Source organism: Shewanella sp. LC6, assembly GCF_006385735.2.
Lineage (GTDB): Bacteria > Pseudomonadota > Gammaproteobacteria > Enterobacterales > Shewanellaceae > Shewanella > Shewanella xiamenensis.
The window spans coordinates 4,043,355-4,061,680 of record NZ_CP043902.1; the positions used below are offsets into that span (position 1 = coordinate 4,043,355).

General features: G+C 46.5%; 11 protein-coding genes and 1 riboswitch. Of the genes, 5 read left to right on the top strand and 6 right to left on the bottom strand.

The features are described 5' to 3' along the window. Nucleotides 1-145: 145 nt before the first annotated feature. Together FJD32_RS18195 and FJD32_RS18200 are read right to left on the bottom strand one after the other, a co-directional pair. Nucleotides 146-1,726, bottom strand: a complete 1,581-nt coding sequence (locus tag FJD32_RS18195) for a Na+/H+ antiporter NhaC family protein (RefSeq protein ID WP_037428721.1) — start codon at nt 1,724-1,726, stop codon at nt 146-148. 83 nt (nt 1,727-1,809) lie between these two features. Further along, a riboswitch (Lysine riboswitch) is annotated at nt 1,810-1,981 on the bottom strand. Nucleotides 1,982-2,121: 140 nt separating this feature from the next. Continuing rightward, nucleotides 2,122-3,084 (bottom strand): dienelactone hydrolase family protein, encoded by a 963-nt coding sequence (locus FJD32_RS18200; protein WP_037428724.1) that lies wholly within the window; start codon nt 3,082-3,084, stop codon nt 2,122-2,124. Nucleotides 3,085-3,366: 282 nt separating this feature from the next. Here FJD32_RS18200 and FJD32_RS18205 point away from each other — a divergent pair, with 282 nt between their 5' ends. The 4 genes from FJD32_RS18205 to FJD32_RS18220 all read left to right on the top strand — a co-directional run bounded on the left by FJD32_RS18205 (nt 3,367) and on the right by FJD32_RS18220 (nt 11,133). Next, on the top strand, nt 3,367-5,640 hold the full coding sequence (locus FJD32_RS18205) for a hypothetical protein (protein ID WP_088586051.1): 2,274 nt from the start codon (nt 3,367-3,369) through the stop codon (nt 5,638-5,640). Nucleotides 5,641-5,649: 9 nt separating this feature from the next. Then, a complete protein-coding gene (locus FJD32_RS18210) occupies nt 5,650-7,383 on the top strand; it encodes a hypothetical protein (protein ID WP_088586052.1) in 1,734 nt (577 codons plus the stop codon). 127 nt (nt 7,384-7,510) lie between these two features. Next, entirely contained in the window at nt 7,511-9,823 is a 2,313-nt protein-coding gene (locus FJD32_RS18215; protein WP_088586053.1) for a toxin-antitoxin system YwqK family antitoxin, read from the top strand. Nucleotides 9,824-10,035: 212 nt separating this feature from the next. Beyond that, nucleotides 10,036-11,133, top strand: coding sequence for a calcium:proton antiporter (locus tag FJD32_RS18220; protein ID WP_055648638.1), 1,098 nt, complete (start codon nt 10,036-10,038; stop codon nt 11,131-11,133). 41 nt (nt 11,134-11,174) lie between these two features. Here FJD32_RS18220 and FJD32_RS18225 read toward each other — a convergent pair whose 3' ends face one another. Both FJD32_RS18225 and pbpG read right to left on the bottom strand, forming a co-directional pair. After that, nucleotides 11,175-12,746 (bottom strand): rhomboid family intramembrane serine protease, encoded by a 1,572-nt coding sequence (locus FJD32_RS18225; RefSeq protein ID WP_088586054.1) that lies wholly within the window; start codon nt 12,744-12,746, stop codon nt 11,175-11,177. Between the two features lie 211 nt (nt 12,747-12,957). Then, nucleotides 12,958-13,923 carry a D-alanyl-D-alanine endopeptidase gene (gene pbpG, locus FJD32_RS18230; protein WP_037414829.1) on the bottom strand — a complete coding sequence of 322 codons (966 nt, stop codon included), beginning with the start codon at nt 13,921-13,923 and terminating at the stop codon, nt 12,958-12,960. Nucleotides 13,924-14,688: 765 nt separating this feature from the next. Between pbpG and FJD32_RS18235 the strand changes: the two genes are divergently transcribed. Continuing rightward, complete coding sequence (locus FJD32_RS18235) at nt 14,689-15,129, top strand: DUF2846 domain-containing protein (protein WP_037428736.1); 441 nt, start codon at nt 14,689-14,691, stop codon at nt 15,127-15,129. A gap of 109 nt (nt 15,130-15,238) precedes the next feature. On the opposite strand, the gene lysS is transcribed toward FJD32_RS18235, so the two are convergent. Continuing rightward, nucleotides 15,239-16,741 carry a lysine--tRNA ligase gene (gene lysS, locus FJD32_RS18240; protein WP_047538282.1) on the bottom strand — a complete coding sequence of 501 codons (1,503 nt, stop codon included), beginning with the start codon at nt 16,739-16,741 and terminating at the stop codon, nt 15,239-15,241. 29 nt (nt 16,742-16,770) lie between these two features. Further along, nucleotides 16,771-17,869 (bottom strand): peptide chain release factor 2 gene (gene prfB, locus FJD32_RS18245; RefSeq protein ID WP_164925631.1). Its coding sequence is split into 2 segments (ribosomal slippage): nt 16,771-17,793 and nt 17,795-17,869, totalling 1,098 coding nucleotides; the frame shifts between segments, so codons are not numbered across the junction. Nucleotides 17,870-18,326: the final 457 nt, after the last annotated feature.

Here is an 18,326-nt window from a genome sequence, read left to right on the forward strand (position 1 = left end):
TGCTGAACATCTGTCTACCACTTTCACATTACAAATTAGATAGTTAAGTGATGACTTAAGTTTATTTGAACGGATGCAGGCTTACTCAAGCCCACAAAAAACCAAGGGGCCCATAGGCCCCTAGTTGATAGCGTGTAAAAGTGCCTTATGCCGTAGCTAACAAAGGCTGATTTTTCGTTTTACGCAGATGATAAGCAGTGAAGAGCACAAACCACAGGGCGCTTACGGCGAATCCAGCTAAGGTTGAATGCATAATCCCCATGGCCAAATAGCCTAAGGTGGCGCCAAAGGCGATGGCTAACGCATAGGGTAGCTGGGTCATCACATGGTCAATATGGTGGCAACCTGCCCCCGTGGCCGACAAAATACTGGTGCTGGAAATCGGCGAGCTATGATCGCCAAACACTGAACCCGCGAGCACTGCGGCAAGCATTGGCAGCATTAACGCGATATCGCTGGCAGCGGCCATGTCGCCAGCCAGTGGCAACATAATACCAAAGGTGCCCCAACTGGTTCCGGTAGCAAATGCCATGGCGCAGGACAACACAAACACCACCGCAGGCAACACTTCAATTGGCAAGTTACCGTTGGCGAGGGAGGCCAGATATTTGCCAGTCTCAACATCGCGAACAACCGCACCAATCGCCCAGGCAAACAGCAAAATATTAATGGCGGGTAGCATGGCCATCACGCCTTGCGGGGCGGCTTTAAGCCAGTTTTTAGCACCCAATTTTAACCGCAGCGCAAGCAGAATTGACACCGCTAAGCTGCACAGCGCGCCATACACTAGCGAGGAGCCCACATTGGTGTTTTCAAAGGAGCCAAGTACGCTAAATGGCAGCTCTTTTTCATCCAATACTGCCGCACCAGAGGAAATCATAAAATACACGGTCGCGCCGGTGAGGGTTAGGATCGGCAATACCATATCGATCATGCCACCGTTACTTTCTTCAGGGCTTTCCATATCTAAGCCGATTGGACGAGGCTTAGTCGGATCCCAAAGCTTCCCTTCCAGCGCCCATGCTTCATGTTTACGCATTGGGCCGATATCCATTTGAAAGATAATCACCACCAGCACCATCAACAGGGTAAACACGGCATAGAGATTCATCGGGATCATCTCAACAAAGGCTGAGATTGGGCTTTGCTCACTAATGCCGTGGGCGGCCATAATGCCACCGATAAGCGCGATAATATAAGCGCCCCAAGAGGAGATGGGCATCAATACGCACACGGGCGCAGCGGTAGAATCTAAAAGATAAGCCAGTTTGGCGCGGGAGATTTGAAAGCGATCGGTCACCGGACGGCAAATAGCGCCAACCGACAAACTATGAAAAAAGTCGTCAATAAAAAACGCAAACACCATCACCCCAGTTAAGCCTTTCGCGCCGCGACGGGTCTTAGCGCGCTTAGCTGCCCACTCGGCAAAGGCGCGGGTGGCGCCAGAAACCGTCATCAGACTAATGAGTCCACCAAGCAGCAACATAAACAGCAACATATTGATATTGTCGCGATTAAGTGCGCCATCGACCCAAAAAATCTTCAGCACGGTATTGAACATATAGTGCAATGAATCAAGGGGAGAAAACTGATTGAGTAACAAACTGCCGGCCACAATCCCTACGCCAAGGGATAACAGTACGCGACGAGTGATGATCGCCAAGGCGACGGCTAATAAAGGGGGAAGCACTGACCAACCTGAGTCAGCAAAATGACTAATGTCCATGATCTCTTTTCACCAAAAAACGGGTGGAGATCTACCGAGAGGATAAAGAAACAAAACCTATAGGGAGGTATTACTCCTCAGCCCCTTCAGGTAGCGCTCCATAGTGGATGACTATGGCAGTCTTGCACCTATTTGATGCAAAACCAGCAGCTCGGTTTGATGACCTGGCTACTTCGGCGCTGACTCCTTTCCTTGTACATCTGCGGCATCACCCTCCGCACAAGTAGTCATAGGCAGCGCGCCTCTACTTAAAGGTATTCGAGCGGGCATTCTAGCGAGATGGGAACCGATAGCAAGTATTTTGATCCCACTCGCGTATAAAACAATGAATCACCTACAAGTTGGTAACACAAGAAACATCAGCCCATCAAGCGTTGCAATAGCGCCAAATGGACTTATACGAGTAAATGTTTACCAAAAAAATCTAAGGTTCTTGTCCATGCGAGCTCAGCCGTTGGCTCATCATAACGGGCGGTGGAGTCATTATGAAAACCATGATTCACATTCGGGTAAAGATAAGCGACGTAATCGGCTTTATTAGCCTTTAGCTGGGCTTCATACTCGGCCCATGTATCGTTAATCCGTTGATCTAAAGCGGCAAATTGCAACATCAGTGGGCCTTTCACGCGGCTGCGCAGCTCAGTTGCTGCGGGTGTGCCATAAAAAGGCACACCCGCCGCTAGCTCATCGGGAATGGTGGCGGCGAGCATATTGACGATATAGCCACCAAAGCAGAAACCGACGGCACCGAGTTTGCCATTACTCTGCGGGTGCGACCTTAAAAAGCGCGCGGCGGCGATAAAGTCCTGCTCGATTTTGGCTCTATCAAGGCTAGCTTGCATGGCGCGGCCCGCATCATCATTACCAGGATATCCACCAAGGCTGTAAAGCGCATCTGGGGCAAAGGCGATATACCCCTTGGCCGCTAAGCGGCGAGCCACATCTTCGATATAGGGATTTAAGCCACGATTTTCGTGCACCACCAATACCACAGGGGCTTTTTTACTGAGATCTAAGGTCTTAGGATCGCCCGCCTTTTGGCCTGGGATCAGCAACGCGTTTGGCAAGACTAAATAACCGCGGCCTTCACCATAACCATCGGGAGATGGAAACTTTACATAACTGGCTTGAATGCTGGGATCGTTAAAGGAGACTTGCTCGGCTAAGGCGTAATTAGGCATTAGTGCGCCCGTCAGCGTGGTCATGGTAAAACCCAGTGCCACAAGGCCCGCAAGGCGAGCCATAAACTCACGGCGGTCGATAATGCCGTGGGCATATTCGTCATACCAGTCAAAGGCTTCCTGAGGAATGACAGGGAAAGGTGGTGTGGTTAGTTCTGGCTTATGATCTGGGCTCATCGTTCTTTCTCCATTAAACAAGCTAACCACTGGTTTATATTCCCTAGCTTGTGAGTTATCTAGCGGCCTTACCAAGAGTAAAGGATGAGAGCTTATCAGGGCAATTAGCTTTATGCCGCCCATTTAATAATTCTCCACTCATCAATAGCCAATTTATGGTTGACCATGCGCCCAAATTGGCGTGAGCTTTTTATTCCCTAGGGGCATTTTTGTGTATAATGTCGCCAAACAACATATTAATATCATTACATTTCAATAACATAAGTTACCAATGGAGTTCAAATGGCTATAGGGATATGCAGGGTACTTTGTACCACTGTCACGCTCACGCTTGGGTTAACGGCTTGCGATAATCAGGTTTCTGATAAGTCAGCAAGTATACCCGCTTCGCGCGAGTATCAGATTATTTCTACTTCACACCTCAACGATGGTTTCGAAACTCGTAAAGTGTTGCAGGCACGATTGCTGCTGGATTACCAGTTACAAGATACAGAAGGTAAGGCGGCCAGCTTAACCACGCCACTAACCCATAATGCCCGCTTTTTTATCCAACCTAACCTGCTGCAAATTAGCGATTATGGCATGCCGATCCCGGTGAGTAATATCGACCCAAAAGCCAAATCCAATGAACTCGCTCAGTTGGTTAAAGATGGCTTTAATGTGGAATTTAACAATGGTGAAGTCCGCCAACTGACACCCATTGCCAAGATGGATCAAAAAGATATCAAGGAGTTATTTGAGCGCTGGCAAAATCTTAATAACTTGTTTAAACAAGCCCCAACCTTGCCTGTGGCGCTTGAGCCTCGCGTCGGTTATAGCACAAGCGCCCCGATGGATGGGCGCTTAACTTGGACGGTTGAGCAGGTCAGTGAAGATAAATTAATCGCCGTGTTACAAGGTGAAAAAGGCAAGTATAAGGCCTATGGCAAGTTCGAAGTTAACCGTAAAACCGGTTGGTTAGAGAGCATGGCGTTTTTTCAACGGGAAGAGCGCCAAGGCAGTACTTTCACCCACCGTACCGTGATGGCGCCTAAGGATAGGCCGTATATCATGAGCACGCTTTGGCATGCCGATGATAGATTTGATGCTGAGCGCGATAGGGATGATCGGCAAAAGGAGCTATACCGCATTAGCGAGGTACCGCAGGAGTATCGCCCCAATAATGAGGCATTTATAAAATCCTTATTACCTGATCAACAAGGTATTTTAGATAATGTTGGCCCTTGGGGTACTGATACCCCTGAAGATCTGCAATTGCGCTTTGTCCACAATATGAGCCCGCAATATGTGGAAGCCGATGTACGTTATGAGGACTTAAGCGCCTTTGATGCTAACGGCAAAGCGATTGACATTCACTTCTGGCAGCACGGTAGAGGTTGGGCGAGGAATTATAATCCCTCGATTGAATCTGCAACCGATATTATTGCGACGGGGTGGGATAACACTGCGAATAAACTCAAGCAGATAGACCATATTAATGCCAAGCTAACGCTTATCCCACAGACGAATAAGATCGTCGAAAAGTCGTGGGATGAATTGCTGGCAACACCTTACACCTTTGGCGATGCCAGCCTAACAATCCAGGTGCTCGATGCCGAGGCGAAACTGTTTAAAGTCATATCAAAACAGAGTGAGGATCAGAGTATTAACCTGCCTTTCCAACAGTTTAAAGGCATGATCGCAGATGCCCGTCGCGAAGGTAATTATCCCTCCTGGTTAACGGCGACGGAAAAGGAGCTGCTAGAACAATTAATTGGAGCCGATGAGAGCCATCACCTCACCAGCAACGCACTCTTACTCAAGCTCGATGAGACCCCAAAAACCGTGGTGTTAATCGAGAAACAACCCCAGCCGGAGTTGACTCAAACCAAGACGATTCGCTTTGTACAATTTACCGAGTACGACAAAAATCTGGCGAATCCTCCCACCGAGTTTGGTAACGCCAGCCTAGGTAGCTTCACCAATCCGACGCTAGATAGCGCTAAAAATGAGGTCAATACGATCCAAGGGATAAAACTGGTGTCTGACAATGGCCATAATCTATCTATTCCCATGTCAGCGGCTTTGGCGACCGCCTGTAAACCTGAAATAGAACAAGGTTTTAATGAGGGTAAAAATCCCGTCACTTGGCAGTTTGTTCCCAATGCCCTAAGCGGCAGTGCCTATATGTTGATGACTCCGGATCATGTGCGGCAGTTTTTCTACGATAAACAGATCAAGGGTAAGATCCGTTGCCAAGGTGATATCCATTGGCAGCCTTTAGAACTGGCCGCGACAGACCGCCCTTGGTTAATCGATTTACAATCTTGGCTGGCGCAAACGGGATATGGCAATGAGCCGAGTAGCAATCTTAACAATTACTTTAAGGTCGAAGATGCCCAAGGCAATCTGTTAAGCATTCGACTCCCCGAAAATACTGAGCTGCCGATTAACGAGGTGCTAGTCGATGGGCGCTATTTGAGTATTGCAGGCCCAGCCGCCAAGGTGAGTTATATGACGATCGCCAAAGAACCCAGCGATATCCCCTATGAATTCACCTTTAAACCTTTGCCTTAAGGAGCGGTTATGCGTCCATTTACTGTAAAACTGCTCCTAGGAGCACTCGTACTTATCAGTACCCATGCCAGTGCACAAAAGGTGTTACTCGATGCCCATTGGAAGGTTGTCAAAGATGAAAAACAGGCTCAGTACTATCTAAAACAATCGACCGAAGTGATCGACGGCCATTATAAGGCTGAGGTTTATTACAAAAACAAAGATATGCTTTTTTGCGCCAGTGCCCTCGCCGATAACAAGATCGGTAACAAACTCACCAGCGAACAATTTCGCGGTGCATATCAATGTTACTTTGAGGATGGCAAGCCGTACGAGCAAGGCTTTCGTAACGAGCAAGGCCAACTTCATGGCTTGCTTAAAAAATACATTGCCACTGGCCAACTGTATGTTGAATCGCACTATGAAAATGGTGTGAAACAAGGTCTAGAAACGGGTTATTGGAATGGTGGCAATATCCGCTACAAAACCACCTTTAAAGATGGCCAAGAAGTCGGCATCAGCGAACATTTTGGCCCCGAAGGTGAAGTCACCGCCAAGATCTGCAATGACCCAACCTGCGTGAGTCAATATTTTAATCTTGGCAAACTTAACCGTGAAGAGCATCGCGTTGATGGTCTATTGCAAGGAACTGAGACCACTTGGGGCCTAAATGGGCAAGTCATCTCGACCCAAGAGTATGTTAAAGACAAAAGACACGGTGACTATTTTGAGTATTTTGACAATGGCAACGTCAAACGCCATTACCAATATCAAGCTGATTATAAGGTTGGTGAGCAACTGACTTACTATGAAAATGGCCAAATCCAATTAAAGGAACTGACTAACGATAAAGGTGATGCCCTCCAAGCCATTGAATACGATGAACAAGGGCAAATTAAAAAAACCACCGATAGCAAATACCAAGGTAATCGCTGGGTTTATCGTAAACAGCAGCGCTTTAGTAAAGGCCAACTGATTGAGAGCACAGAAAACGACCTACTCAAAAATTGGTCACTTAGCGAAGACTACGAGCAAGGCGAATTAGTGAATCGTCGCGAGGAACTCGATAAAAAATTAACAGGCTTGTATGTCGAATCCGTCAAGAGCCGAAGTGGCACAGACGTTATCACCCGCGAGCATTTTAACGCAGGCAAGCGTGAAGGCCCCTATGAAATGGTGAAATTCGACCATGAAACGGGTAAGCGTTGGGTGGCTGAACAGGGTCAATATACCAATGACAAGCCCTCGGGCAAATGGAAGAAGCAGCAAGAAGATGCCAGCCTCACCTTTAGCTATGATGACAATGGTGAACTCCATGGCGAGTTTCGTAATGAGACAAGTTCAGGGCAACTGCTTGAATTAATAAATTTTAACCATGGAAACCCCGACGGCTTAGTGCAACGTTATGCCAACAATGGTCAACTGTATGAAAAAGGCGTATACCGCAATGGTCAACAGGATGGCGATTGGATATTTACCGATGGTGAGTACGGTTTCCGCCCAATACCCAACCCTGAAAGACGTTATTGGTATGGTCGCTTCGATCAAGGTAAACAAGTCGGCCATTGGGAACTGCGCTCATCTGAAGATTATGTGCTTCAAATCGCCAATTATGACGATCAGGGCAGGCTTGATGGTAAGCAATACGAGTTTGAGGAGCATGGCTGGATAGAGGTGATTAATCGCTACAATCATGGGCAGTTTTTGAATCAGGAAACACCGCCGCCGGTAGTGACTCCTGACCCTGTTTTCTCAACGTTTTAGCTTAATCAATTAACGTAAACCTTGGCGCAGGGCACTGCATTATGTCCTGCGCCAAAGACATAAATTCAACAGAGTAATTATATAGGCCGCAAAGGCGCTGCCTTAAGACCCAGAGCAAGGAATCAGCATGTTCTATACGCCATTTCGCTTTATCAGCCTCGCGACTGCCGCAGCCAGCCTAGTCAGTGTCCATGCTCTGGCAGCGCAAAATCTATCTTCCATGATGGTCGACATTCGCCAGCAAGACGGGATCCCCAGCTATTACAATCTCGCCACGGGCATGCCCTTAAATGGCGATATCGCCATCGTTCGCGATAACCAAGGCTATACCTTAGGGCAATTTTCTCAGGGAATACCTAATGGGAAATGGCAAGTATTTCATACTAATAACAGCAGAATCGTTGAAGGTAATTACCAACAGGGCTACCAAGATGGTACTTGGCGGCTGTTCGACTTAGATGGCACGATAACCGAAGAACAACAATTTGCTAAGGGCGTCCCCGTTGGCGAATGGAAAGAATTTAGCCCTAACGGCCATGTTAACCAAAGCACTGTCTACCAAAATGGCCAAAAATCCCAAGTTAAGCGCTTCTTCCCCAGCGGTAAATTGCAGGCACAAGAAAGTTATCTTGATAACCTGCGCCATGGTAAATGGGAAAGCTTTTATGAAAACGGCACCCTCTCCCAAAGCCAAACCTACGCCAATAACCAACTCACCGGCCCCTATCTTGAACAAAACTCCGAAGGCCAAGTGGTCGTAAGCGGCCGTTTTGATGCTGATGGTCGTCGCCAAGGATTATGGGAAACCTTTTTCGACGATGGCATCAAAGCCAGTGCCAGCCAATTTAATCTTGATAAACTTGAGGGTGAAGAACGCACCTTCTACCCCAGTGGTGAACTGGCGAGCCTGTGCCACTATCAAGCGGGGCTTCGCCACGGTAAGTGCCAGCAATTTAATGAACTTGGCAAACTCCAAGTCGAAGAGCAATACCTCAACGATGTGCTAGAGGGGCGCCAGCAATACTTTAACCTTGAGGGTGTGCTCACCAGCGATTTGAACTACAAGCAGGATATGCTCGCAGGCGTGCAAAAGTACTTTCACCCTAATGGCCAACTTAAAGAACTGCGCACCTACCAGGACTCGCAACTGGCTGATAATGGTCAATATCCGTTGCACGGCCCTTCTGAGCGATATGATGCGGACGGTAATCTTATCGAAAAAAGCAGCTACAACATGGGCTTAAAGGATGGATTATTTGAGCGCTATAACGGCGGCAAACTGCAAACCGCAGAGGTATGGAAGCTAGGTCAACGTGACGGAGAATTTCGCCGTTACCACACCAATGGCCAGCTCCGCAGCTTAGATGTTTATGTGGATGGCAAACTCACCGGCCGCTCCGAATCCTTTTACCAAGATGGCACAGTCAATGAGCGCGGCGAGCGTATCGAGGGCGCTTGGGTCGGTAAATACGAGTCTTTTTATGATAATGGCAAACCGAAAGAACTTGCTCACTATGCCCGCAGCAAAGCGGATAACAGCAATAGTTATCCCCTCGACGGCCACTTTAGCCGTTGGTACTACAATGGCGACCTTAATGAAGAAGGCGAATATAAAGCAGGCTTAAAAGAAGGCCTTTGGGTCCAATATGCTTCTGGCCTTAAGCAAAAAGAACAAACCTTTGTTAACGGCAAACTCAATGGCGATTACGCCGAATATTACCAAGGTCGCCGCCGCGTCACCGGCCAATACGAGGATAATCAAAAAACTGGCCTGTGGATTGATTACCGCTATGAAGCCAAAGATCCAACCTACGGCGCGATCCCCGAGGGCAATATCAGCCAAAAAACCTACTGGAAAGATAATAAACGCCACGGCACTAGCGAGTACTACAGCTTTAAACAAGTGGTTTATCGCTTAGAAACCTATGATAACAATGATAAAACGGGCACCTATGCCGAATATTATCCCAATAATGGCCAGCTTAAACTTAGCGGCACTATGGATAAAGGCCTGCAAACAGGATTATGGGAAAGCTGGTATGAGGATGGCATTTTAGCCGCCAGCAGCGAATTTTTAGATAATCAGCAGCATGGCAGCAGCAAAGAGTATTACAGCAATGGCCAGCTCAAACTCGAAGCCCAATACACAAAAGGCGAACTCGACGGCGAGCGCAGGGAATACCATCAAAATGGTAACCCTAAACTGAGTGAAACTTGGCTAAAGGGTCAAAAAGAAGGTGAAGCTAGCTATTATCACGTCAATGGCAAACTCGCCGAACAAGGCACTTATCTGAAGGATCGCAGGGAAGGCTTATGGCAACAGTTTTGGCCCAATGGCGAAAAACGCAGTGAAGGCAGCTATATAGCCGATCGCCAAGCGGGTGATTGGAATCATTACGATCAGCTCGGCAAGTTGATCAATACCGAGCACCATGGCTAAGAAATTACGTTAGCTTGCATGCAGTTTGCCTAGTTTGTGACTCGCAAAATCGGCTAAGCAAAAGGTATTAATCGATAACTGGGGTTTTGAATAAAAAAGCGATCTCGCTCAAAATTTTATGCCTAACCCCAAATCTAAAAGAATATTCATGCAAAGTGTGCCATAACCAATGTCTATACTAACGGCCTTTTTCCGCTTTGGATCAACTGCCTATGAAGACATTTATCAAAGACGAATTTGCCCTGCTACTCGGAATACTCACGTTAGTATTCTTCAAGACTGGCGGTGAAAGTTTGCTCGCCGATGGCACGGCTCTCTCAACCTATATTCCCGTTTCACTCGCCCTACTCGGAGTGGTAACTTGGGCGATTTTCTCCGTGGTGCGTCACTCGGATGCGCTTGCCATCAAGCTCGGCGACCCTTACGGTACCTTGATTTTAACCCTGTCGGTAATTTCGCTCGAAGTGGTGATGATTTCTTCGGTGATGTTAACGGGCGAGCCAAATCCAGTGATGGCAAGGGATACCATGTTTGCCGTAGTCATGATTATTACCAATGGCTTAGTTGGTATCACTCTGCTACTTGGTGGCTGGCGCTATCACACTCAGCACTTTAATTTAGATGGGGTGAAATCCTATTTAGTGGCGATTATTCCCCTCGCCCTGCTCTGTTTAGTGCTACCTAACTTTACCGAGGGCGGCACCATTGGCAGCATGTCCAAGCCCATGTCTTGGATGCTCATCATCATCTCGATTTTGCTCTATGGCATCTTTTTGGTGATCCAAACTAAGAGCCATAGCCACTTCTTTGTCGATGCCGACCACGAGGACCACGAAGAGCATCACGGCATACTGCGCAGTAATATCTACCACACTATGCTGTTGATTGGTTATTTGCTGGTGGTGATTCTGCTCGCCAAAACCCTTGCTATGCCCATTAATTACAGCGTGGCCTCTCTCGGGGCGCCGCCAGCACTGGGCGGCTTTATTGTCGCCTGTTTGATCTTATCTCCAGAGGCCGTAGGTGGCTTTAAGGCTGCACTCAATAATCAACTGCAGCGGGCGATGAACCTCTATTTTGGTTCAGTGCTCGCCACCATAGCTCTCACCGTGCCCGCAGTATTGATTGTCGGAAGTGTGATAAATCAAGAGGTACACTTAGGCCTTTCTGCGGCGGATATGGTGCTTTTAGCCACCAGTTTAATGGTCTGCAAAGTCAGTTTTAGCAGCGGTAGAACCAATGCTCTCCATGGTGCGACCCATATAGTGCTGTTTATTGTGTACCTTTTCCTGATGTTTGAGCACGCCTAAATACCGCTTACATTTAATAGTAAAACCCATTAGCCGAGGTTTTACCTCGGCTTTTTATTGGCCTGCGGTTGCATCTTATTTGGCCGTAGCAGGCTCCCAAGCAATAATCCACAGCCCAAACCGCCAAGATGCGCGGCATTATCCACGCCGCCAAAGAGCCCCATCACAAGACTTGCAGTAACAAATAGGGTCAGATTCAGAGCAAGTGGCATATTGTCCGCCAAGGGCAATAAGCCCAACCAAATCCACATGATCAACACCCCAAATAATCCCATAATGGCACCCGAGGCACCGATACTGATCATCGCCTCATACCAGCTAATACTGGCAATGCTCGCCACTAAACCACAACATAAATAGACCCCGAGTAAACGCCATTTACCCAGCAGCGGCTCCAAAAACATCCCCGCAAAAAACAGTCCGTATAAGTTAAAAACCAAATGCATCAAGCCGCCATGTAAAAACACATTGCTGATCAACCGCCAAACTTGTTGATCCAAAACCAACTGGCGAAGGTTTGCGCCCCAATCGAGCAACAGACTGTTTGGAAAGGCGATAACGTGCTGGCTAGCAAAAGCCATCAACACAAATATCAAGCTATTGATATAAAGCAAGATAGGCGTGATAACAAAACCCTGCCTAGGTTTAAATTCTGCCAAAAAGCCATAAAGCTCTGCCTTAGGTTTTTCTATGCTTAGCTGCGCCGCCTTAGACGCCTGCGTTTCATCCAGTTTTAGCATCAGAATCATCAACAACCACAGAATGGCCCCAAAGCTTAACCAGGCGATAATCCACGCTAATTTATGGCCATTACGCGCCTCGAAGGGCTTATTCACTGGCATCAAGACAGTTTGATAACCATCGAAATACACTGAGCTTTTTTGGGCAGCGGTCAGTAGCTGAGTGTAGCGGGTCGACGGACCGATACGGTCAAGATAGACAAAGTCTTCAGGCTTAAAGGCATTAAAATCGTGCTGGCTCTGATGAATAAACTCTTGAAATAGCGCTTCTTTCTGCTGCGGTTCGAGTCTATTACTGATCGTTTTCTCATAAACTTTGCCATACCATGCCAAGGCTTTAGCACCAACCAACCAACTCTCGTTACGTTTAGCAAATATCGGCATCGCAATATACAGGCTCATACGCAGCTCACTATTACCTTTGCCAATCGGCTCAATATTGCGCTGTACGCCGATATGTTTTTTATCGATATAAAACTGATTTAATTGGTAATACTTGGTTTGCGGCTGGTGCAATAGTGCATTGATGGACTCGAGTTGAGTCAATTTGCCCGTTGCGCTATTAAGGTATTCCTGCGCCACGATAGTGGGCACGGCTAGCAACAGCACGGCAATCACAAAATAGATAAAACGGCTATTACTCTTGGTAAAGCGGAATAACTTAAGCCGAGGTCTTAAGTAGAAAAACAGCAAGGGCCAAGGCAATATCAGCGGCAGCCAAAAATTGATCATCGATTCGTCAATGCTCAGCAGTTGGAACTCGATAATCAACAACCAATGGAGCAAGCTGTAGCCAGAGACAAATAGCAGGCAGAGCAGTATAAAGGGCACATAGATCAACTGGAGTTTTTTTAAGACTAACGCCACACGCATATCATCCTTGAGAGAAAAAACCTGCCAATAATACGGTGTATCGCCACACAACGCACCCTCTACGGGGTGATTAATTGACTTTTAGTTAAGCCTATCAATCATCTACAACACAAGTGCTAGAAAAATGACAATAAAAAGGCCAGAACGATTCTGGCCTAAAAACGGTCAACCTATCCTGTGACGGGACATGGATAAGCAGGAAACGCCTGCCTTAGGTCTCGCTGACCTTAGCAAATTGCTGCTGATTGCGCTGCTTCTTATATTGCTTAGCATCCGCGGGGATCGGAGTGACTTTGCCTGTTTCTAACCAAGTACGTAAACGGTTAGCATCGGCCATATGGGTATACTTACCATAGGCATCGAGCACAACAAAGGCCACTTGGCGTTTGGCCATTTCGGTACGCATCACTAAGCAGTGCCCTGCTTCATTGGTAAAGCCCGTTTTAGTGAGGTGGATATTCCAGTTATCTTTATAAACCAAGCGATTGGTATTTCTAAAATCGAGGCTGTACTTTGGTTTGCCAAAGGTTACGGTTTTCTTTTCGGTCGAGCTTAACTGGCCTAACATGGGATAGCCTTCGCTAGCCTTTAGTAACACCACCAAATCCCGCGCGCTCGAGACGTTCTTCTCTGACAATCCAGTAGGCTCTACATAGCGAGTGTTTTTCATCCCTAGGGCTTTCGCCTTAGCATTCATCGCTTTAATAAAAGCTTTATGGCCACCGGGATAATGGTGGGCAAGACTTGCGGCGGCACGGTTTTCAGATGACATTAATGTCAGCAATAACATTTCTTTACGGCTAATTTCACTGCCAATACGCACCCGCGAATATACGCCGCGCATTTCCTTAGTATCATTGATATTGATAGTAAGCTTTTCATCCATAGGTAACTTAGCATCTAAGGTCACCATCGCGGTCATTAGCTTAGTCACAGAGGCAATGGGCCTTACGGCATCGGGATTACTGGAATAGAGAATTTCATTAGTTTTAAGATCAACGACTAATGCACTATTAGCTGCCACCTCCTGCTTAGCAGGGGCTTTTTTAGCAGAAGTTGCTTTAGTTGCGGTGCTTTTTGTAGTGACAGAGGCCGAATCGGCTGAATGCGCTGTCGCGGCAACAGTTAAACTGCTGCATACCAAGATAAAACTACCAAGCAGAGAAGGGATCTTCATGTAGAATTCACTGAGTCGTTAATAAGTCGAATGTGCTACGGCACAGGGTTGAGGCTAAGTATAAGAGGTATATGCCGAAAGGAATAGAACTGAACACGACTTTTATCAGCAATATCAGCACTTTTTACACTCACTTTATGAGAAAAATCTTAATTTTGAGCCAACAAACACATCAGAGTAAAAGTGCCTATTAACAAACAATCGTAAATCGGCAATCATAAAAGCTAAAAAAGATTTAATATTCAGAATGATAAACTAAATACATTTGGCTTATCGAGATTATTAATCACCTATTCATTGATGTGCAGACAAGCCGCCATTTCGATAAAAGCCTTAGCAAACGATCCGAATGGAAGATAGAGCTACCTTTCTTAATTTCCTCAAGCTCTATAGCCATAACATTAATGAGTTTAAAACACCTCAATAGTGAAAAATGAAATATTGCCAATGAAGCTCATCACAAAAACCAACAACTGGCGCAACAAAATCACACTTTAAATTACAAACAGATAGCGGGCCGATACAAGTTAAGCTATATTGCGCAACATCAAGGATAGTAGGTTTAGCTTACTGATTAAATAGCACTTTTTACTAATCATTTGCCATATGAAATCACGTAGGCTTGTGTCAGGATGATGTTTTTTCTGTTCATCCCCCGCCCCCCCTTTCCTTGAAAACAGGAGTTAATACCGAGCTAATCAGTATTAATGGATATAGAGAGCCGACTCCACAGGCTTGTTATTATTTTTAAATTAGGGATTGATGATGTTAAAAAAACTACTTACCCCCATGTTAGCTATTTGCCTATTTCTGACTGGTTGTGCTTCAGTGCCGATGGCATCACAGGAAGAAGATGCCAAATTAAAAACATTCCAAAAACCAGCTGACAATAAAAGCGGTATCTATGTTTACCGTAATAGCTTTGCTGGACAAGCACTGAAGAAAAATATCTACATTAACGGCAATCTAATTGGTGAGTCAGCAAACAAAGTTTATTTTTACAAAGAAGTTGATCCCGGTGAGCAAAAGTTATCGACCGAATCTGAATTCAGCGAAAATGATTTAACAGTGAAAACAGAAGGGGGTAAAAACTACTTCTTCGAGCAATATATCAAGATGGGTGTATTTGTGGGTGGTGCAGGACTAAAAGCAGTCTCAGATACCGAAGGCATGAAAAACGTTCAAGAATGTAAACTGGCAAAATAGCTATTGCTCCCCCCTTGAATCGCCCATAAAAAACCAGCCAAAAGGCTGGTTTTTTAAATTCATCCAATGCCATTGGGTCGCAGGTTTTATCTGCAACCCGATACAGCAATTAAGCCTGTGGGCGCATCGCTGGGAACAGGATCACGTCACGGATAGTGTGAGTGTTAGTGAATAACATCACTAAACGGTCGATACCAATACCTTGACCCGCTGTTGGCGGTAAACCGTGTTCCAGCGCAGTGATATAGTCTGCATCGTAGAACATGGCTTCGTCGTCACCCGCGTCTTTGGCATCAACCTGCGCCTTAAAGCGGCTATCTTGATCTTCAGCATCGTTTAATTCGCTGAAACCGTTAGCCACTTCACGGCCACCGATGAAGAATTCAAAACGGTCGGTAATGAAGTGATTGTCATCGTTACGACGTGCCAGTGGCGAAATGTCCGCTGGGTAGCCAGTGATGAAGGTCGGTTGCATTAACTGCCATTCAGCAGTTTCACCGAAGATTTCTTCTAATAGTTGACCACAGGTCCAGAACTTCTCGATCTTGATGCCTAGGCTGATAGCCAGTTCACGCATGAATTCAAGATCTTTCACTTGCTCGTAAGTCATGGCTTGGATAGTCGCGTTGTCAGGATTGTACTTCTGAATCGCTTCTAACATGCTTAAACGGGCATATGGGCCACCGAAATCGACCGTGTGCTCGCCGTATGGCATTTGCGCGCTGCCTAACAGTTCAATCGCGATAGAGCTTAACAGTTCTTCGGTTAAGTCCATCAGATCTTTGTAGTCAGCATAGGCCATATAGAATTCCATCATAGTGAATTCTGGGTTATGGCGTGGCGACAAACCTTCGTTACGGAAGTTACGGTTGATTTCGAACACACGCTCAAAACCACCTACCACTAAACGCTTGAGGTATAACTCTGGCGCGATACGCAGGTACATTGGCATGTCCAGCGCATTGTGGTGAGTGATAAATGGACGGGCTGAAGCACCGCCTGGGATCACGTGCATCATTGGGGTTTCAACTTCCATGAACTCTTTTTTGATCATGAAGTTACGGATTGCAGCAACCACTTTTGAACGCATTACGAAGGCTTGACGAGATTCTTCGTTAACGATTAAGTCCACATAACGTTGGCGGTAACGGGTTTCTTGGTCGGTTAAGCCGTGGAATTTTTCAGGCAAAGGACGCAGTGCTTTAGTCAGCAGTTGGTACTCTTCCATGTTCACGTACAGATCGCCTTTACCAGACAAGTGCAACTGACCAGTTACGCCGATGATGTCACCGATATCCAGACCTTGGTAACGCTCCTTCAGATCTGCCTGTACACCCTTTTCAGCATAAGCTTGGATGCGACCAGACACGTCTTGGATCACCAGGAATGGGCCACGTTTTGCCATGATACGGCCAGCGATGCTGGTTCTAAAACCTAAGGCTTCGAGTTCTTCCTTAGTGTTTTGACCGTATTTTTCCTGCAACTCAGCCGCTTTATGGGTGCGACGGAACGTATTAGGGTGAGCATTAGCGCTGCAGTTCGGGCGAATGCTGTCTAGCTTGGCACGACGCTCGGCAATCAGTTTGTTTTCATCTTGTACTTGTTCAGTCATCTTATTTCTCGTCTATACCTTTGAATTAATTACAGCCCTGATTTCAAACTGGCTTCGATAAACTTGTCCAGATCGCCATCGAGTACCGCTTGGGTATTGCGCGTCTCCACGCTAGTGCGTAAGTCTTTAATACGGGAATCATCCAATACATAAGAACGAATTTGGCTGCCCCAACCGATGTCAGATTTGGCATCTTCGGCGGCTTGCTTTTCGGCATTTTGCTTATGCATTTCTAATTCGAACAGTTTGGCTTTTAACTGTTTCATCGCCGAATCTTTGTTCTTGTGCTGTGAACGGTCGTTCTGGCACTGCACTACCGTGTTGGTCGGTAAGTGGGTAATACGTACCGCAGATTCGGTTCGGTTAACGTGCTGACCACCAGCACCCGAGGCGCGGTATACGTCGATACGTAAGTCAGCAGGGTTGATATCGATAGTGATATCGTCATCAATCTCAGGGTAAACGAATACCGAGCAGAAAGACGTATGGCGACGACCCGATGAGTCAAATGGCGATTTACGCACTAAGCGGTGCACGCCAGTTTCGGTACGTAACCAACCAAAGGCATATTCACCGGTAAACTTAATGGTCGCGCCCTTAATACCAGCCACGTCACCGTCGGTCACTTCCATCAGCTCAGGACTGAATCCGTGGGCTTCACCCCAACGCAGATACATACGCAGTACCATGTTGGCCCAATCTTGCGCCTCTGTACCACCACTGCCCGACTGAATGTCTAAGTAACAGTTTGAGGCGTCCTGTGGACCAGAGAACATACGGCGGAATTCGAGTTCGGCCAAACGGCTCTCTAAATAATCCAGCTCTTTGGTGGTTTCATTGAAGGTGTCTTCGTCTTCTTCTTCGATGGCAAGCTCAAGTAGACCTTCAACGTCTTCAAGACCTGAGTCCATATCATCGATAGTTTTTACGACGGCTTCGAGGCTGGCGCGCTCTTTACCTAGGGCTTGAGCACGTTCTGGCTCGTTCCACACCTCAGAACTTTCAAGTTCACGGCTGACTTCTTCTAGACGCTCATGCTTAGCATCGTAGTCAAAGATACCCCCTAAGAAGCTGCGTACGCTCGGCAAGCTCCTTAATTTTGAATTTTACTGGATTAACTTCAAACATGGATTTTTAACTTCGCTTATTTTTGCCGTTTTAATGGGTTTCCCATCAAAGCAGGCGGCGCTTAACGGTAATTGCAACCGCGCATTTTAACCTAACAACGCTGGTAAACCTAGGGCGTGATAGCGTTTCACTGCGATTTTATCAGCATAAAAAGCACCGTTAGGGTCGGCAGATTAACAAACAAAGCCGAGTTAAGACTGTGATCTTACATGAAATTGCCAGCTTGACGCCCCAATTCAATTAAAAATTGAGTTTACTAAACAGTGATAATCACTAAAAACTGCATAGGATTAAACAAGATACAGATAAAACACATATAAAATGCTGAGATAATCACAGTATTCCACCAATAAACTTTCATCAGCGCACAGTCTGACGCCTGTTTGTGATGACAGCAGCAATTTAGCATCAAACTTCCCTCGACCATAAGCGTCTTCTAAAGCGCTCTAGTTATACT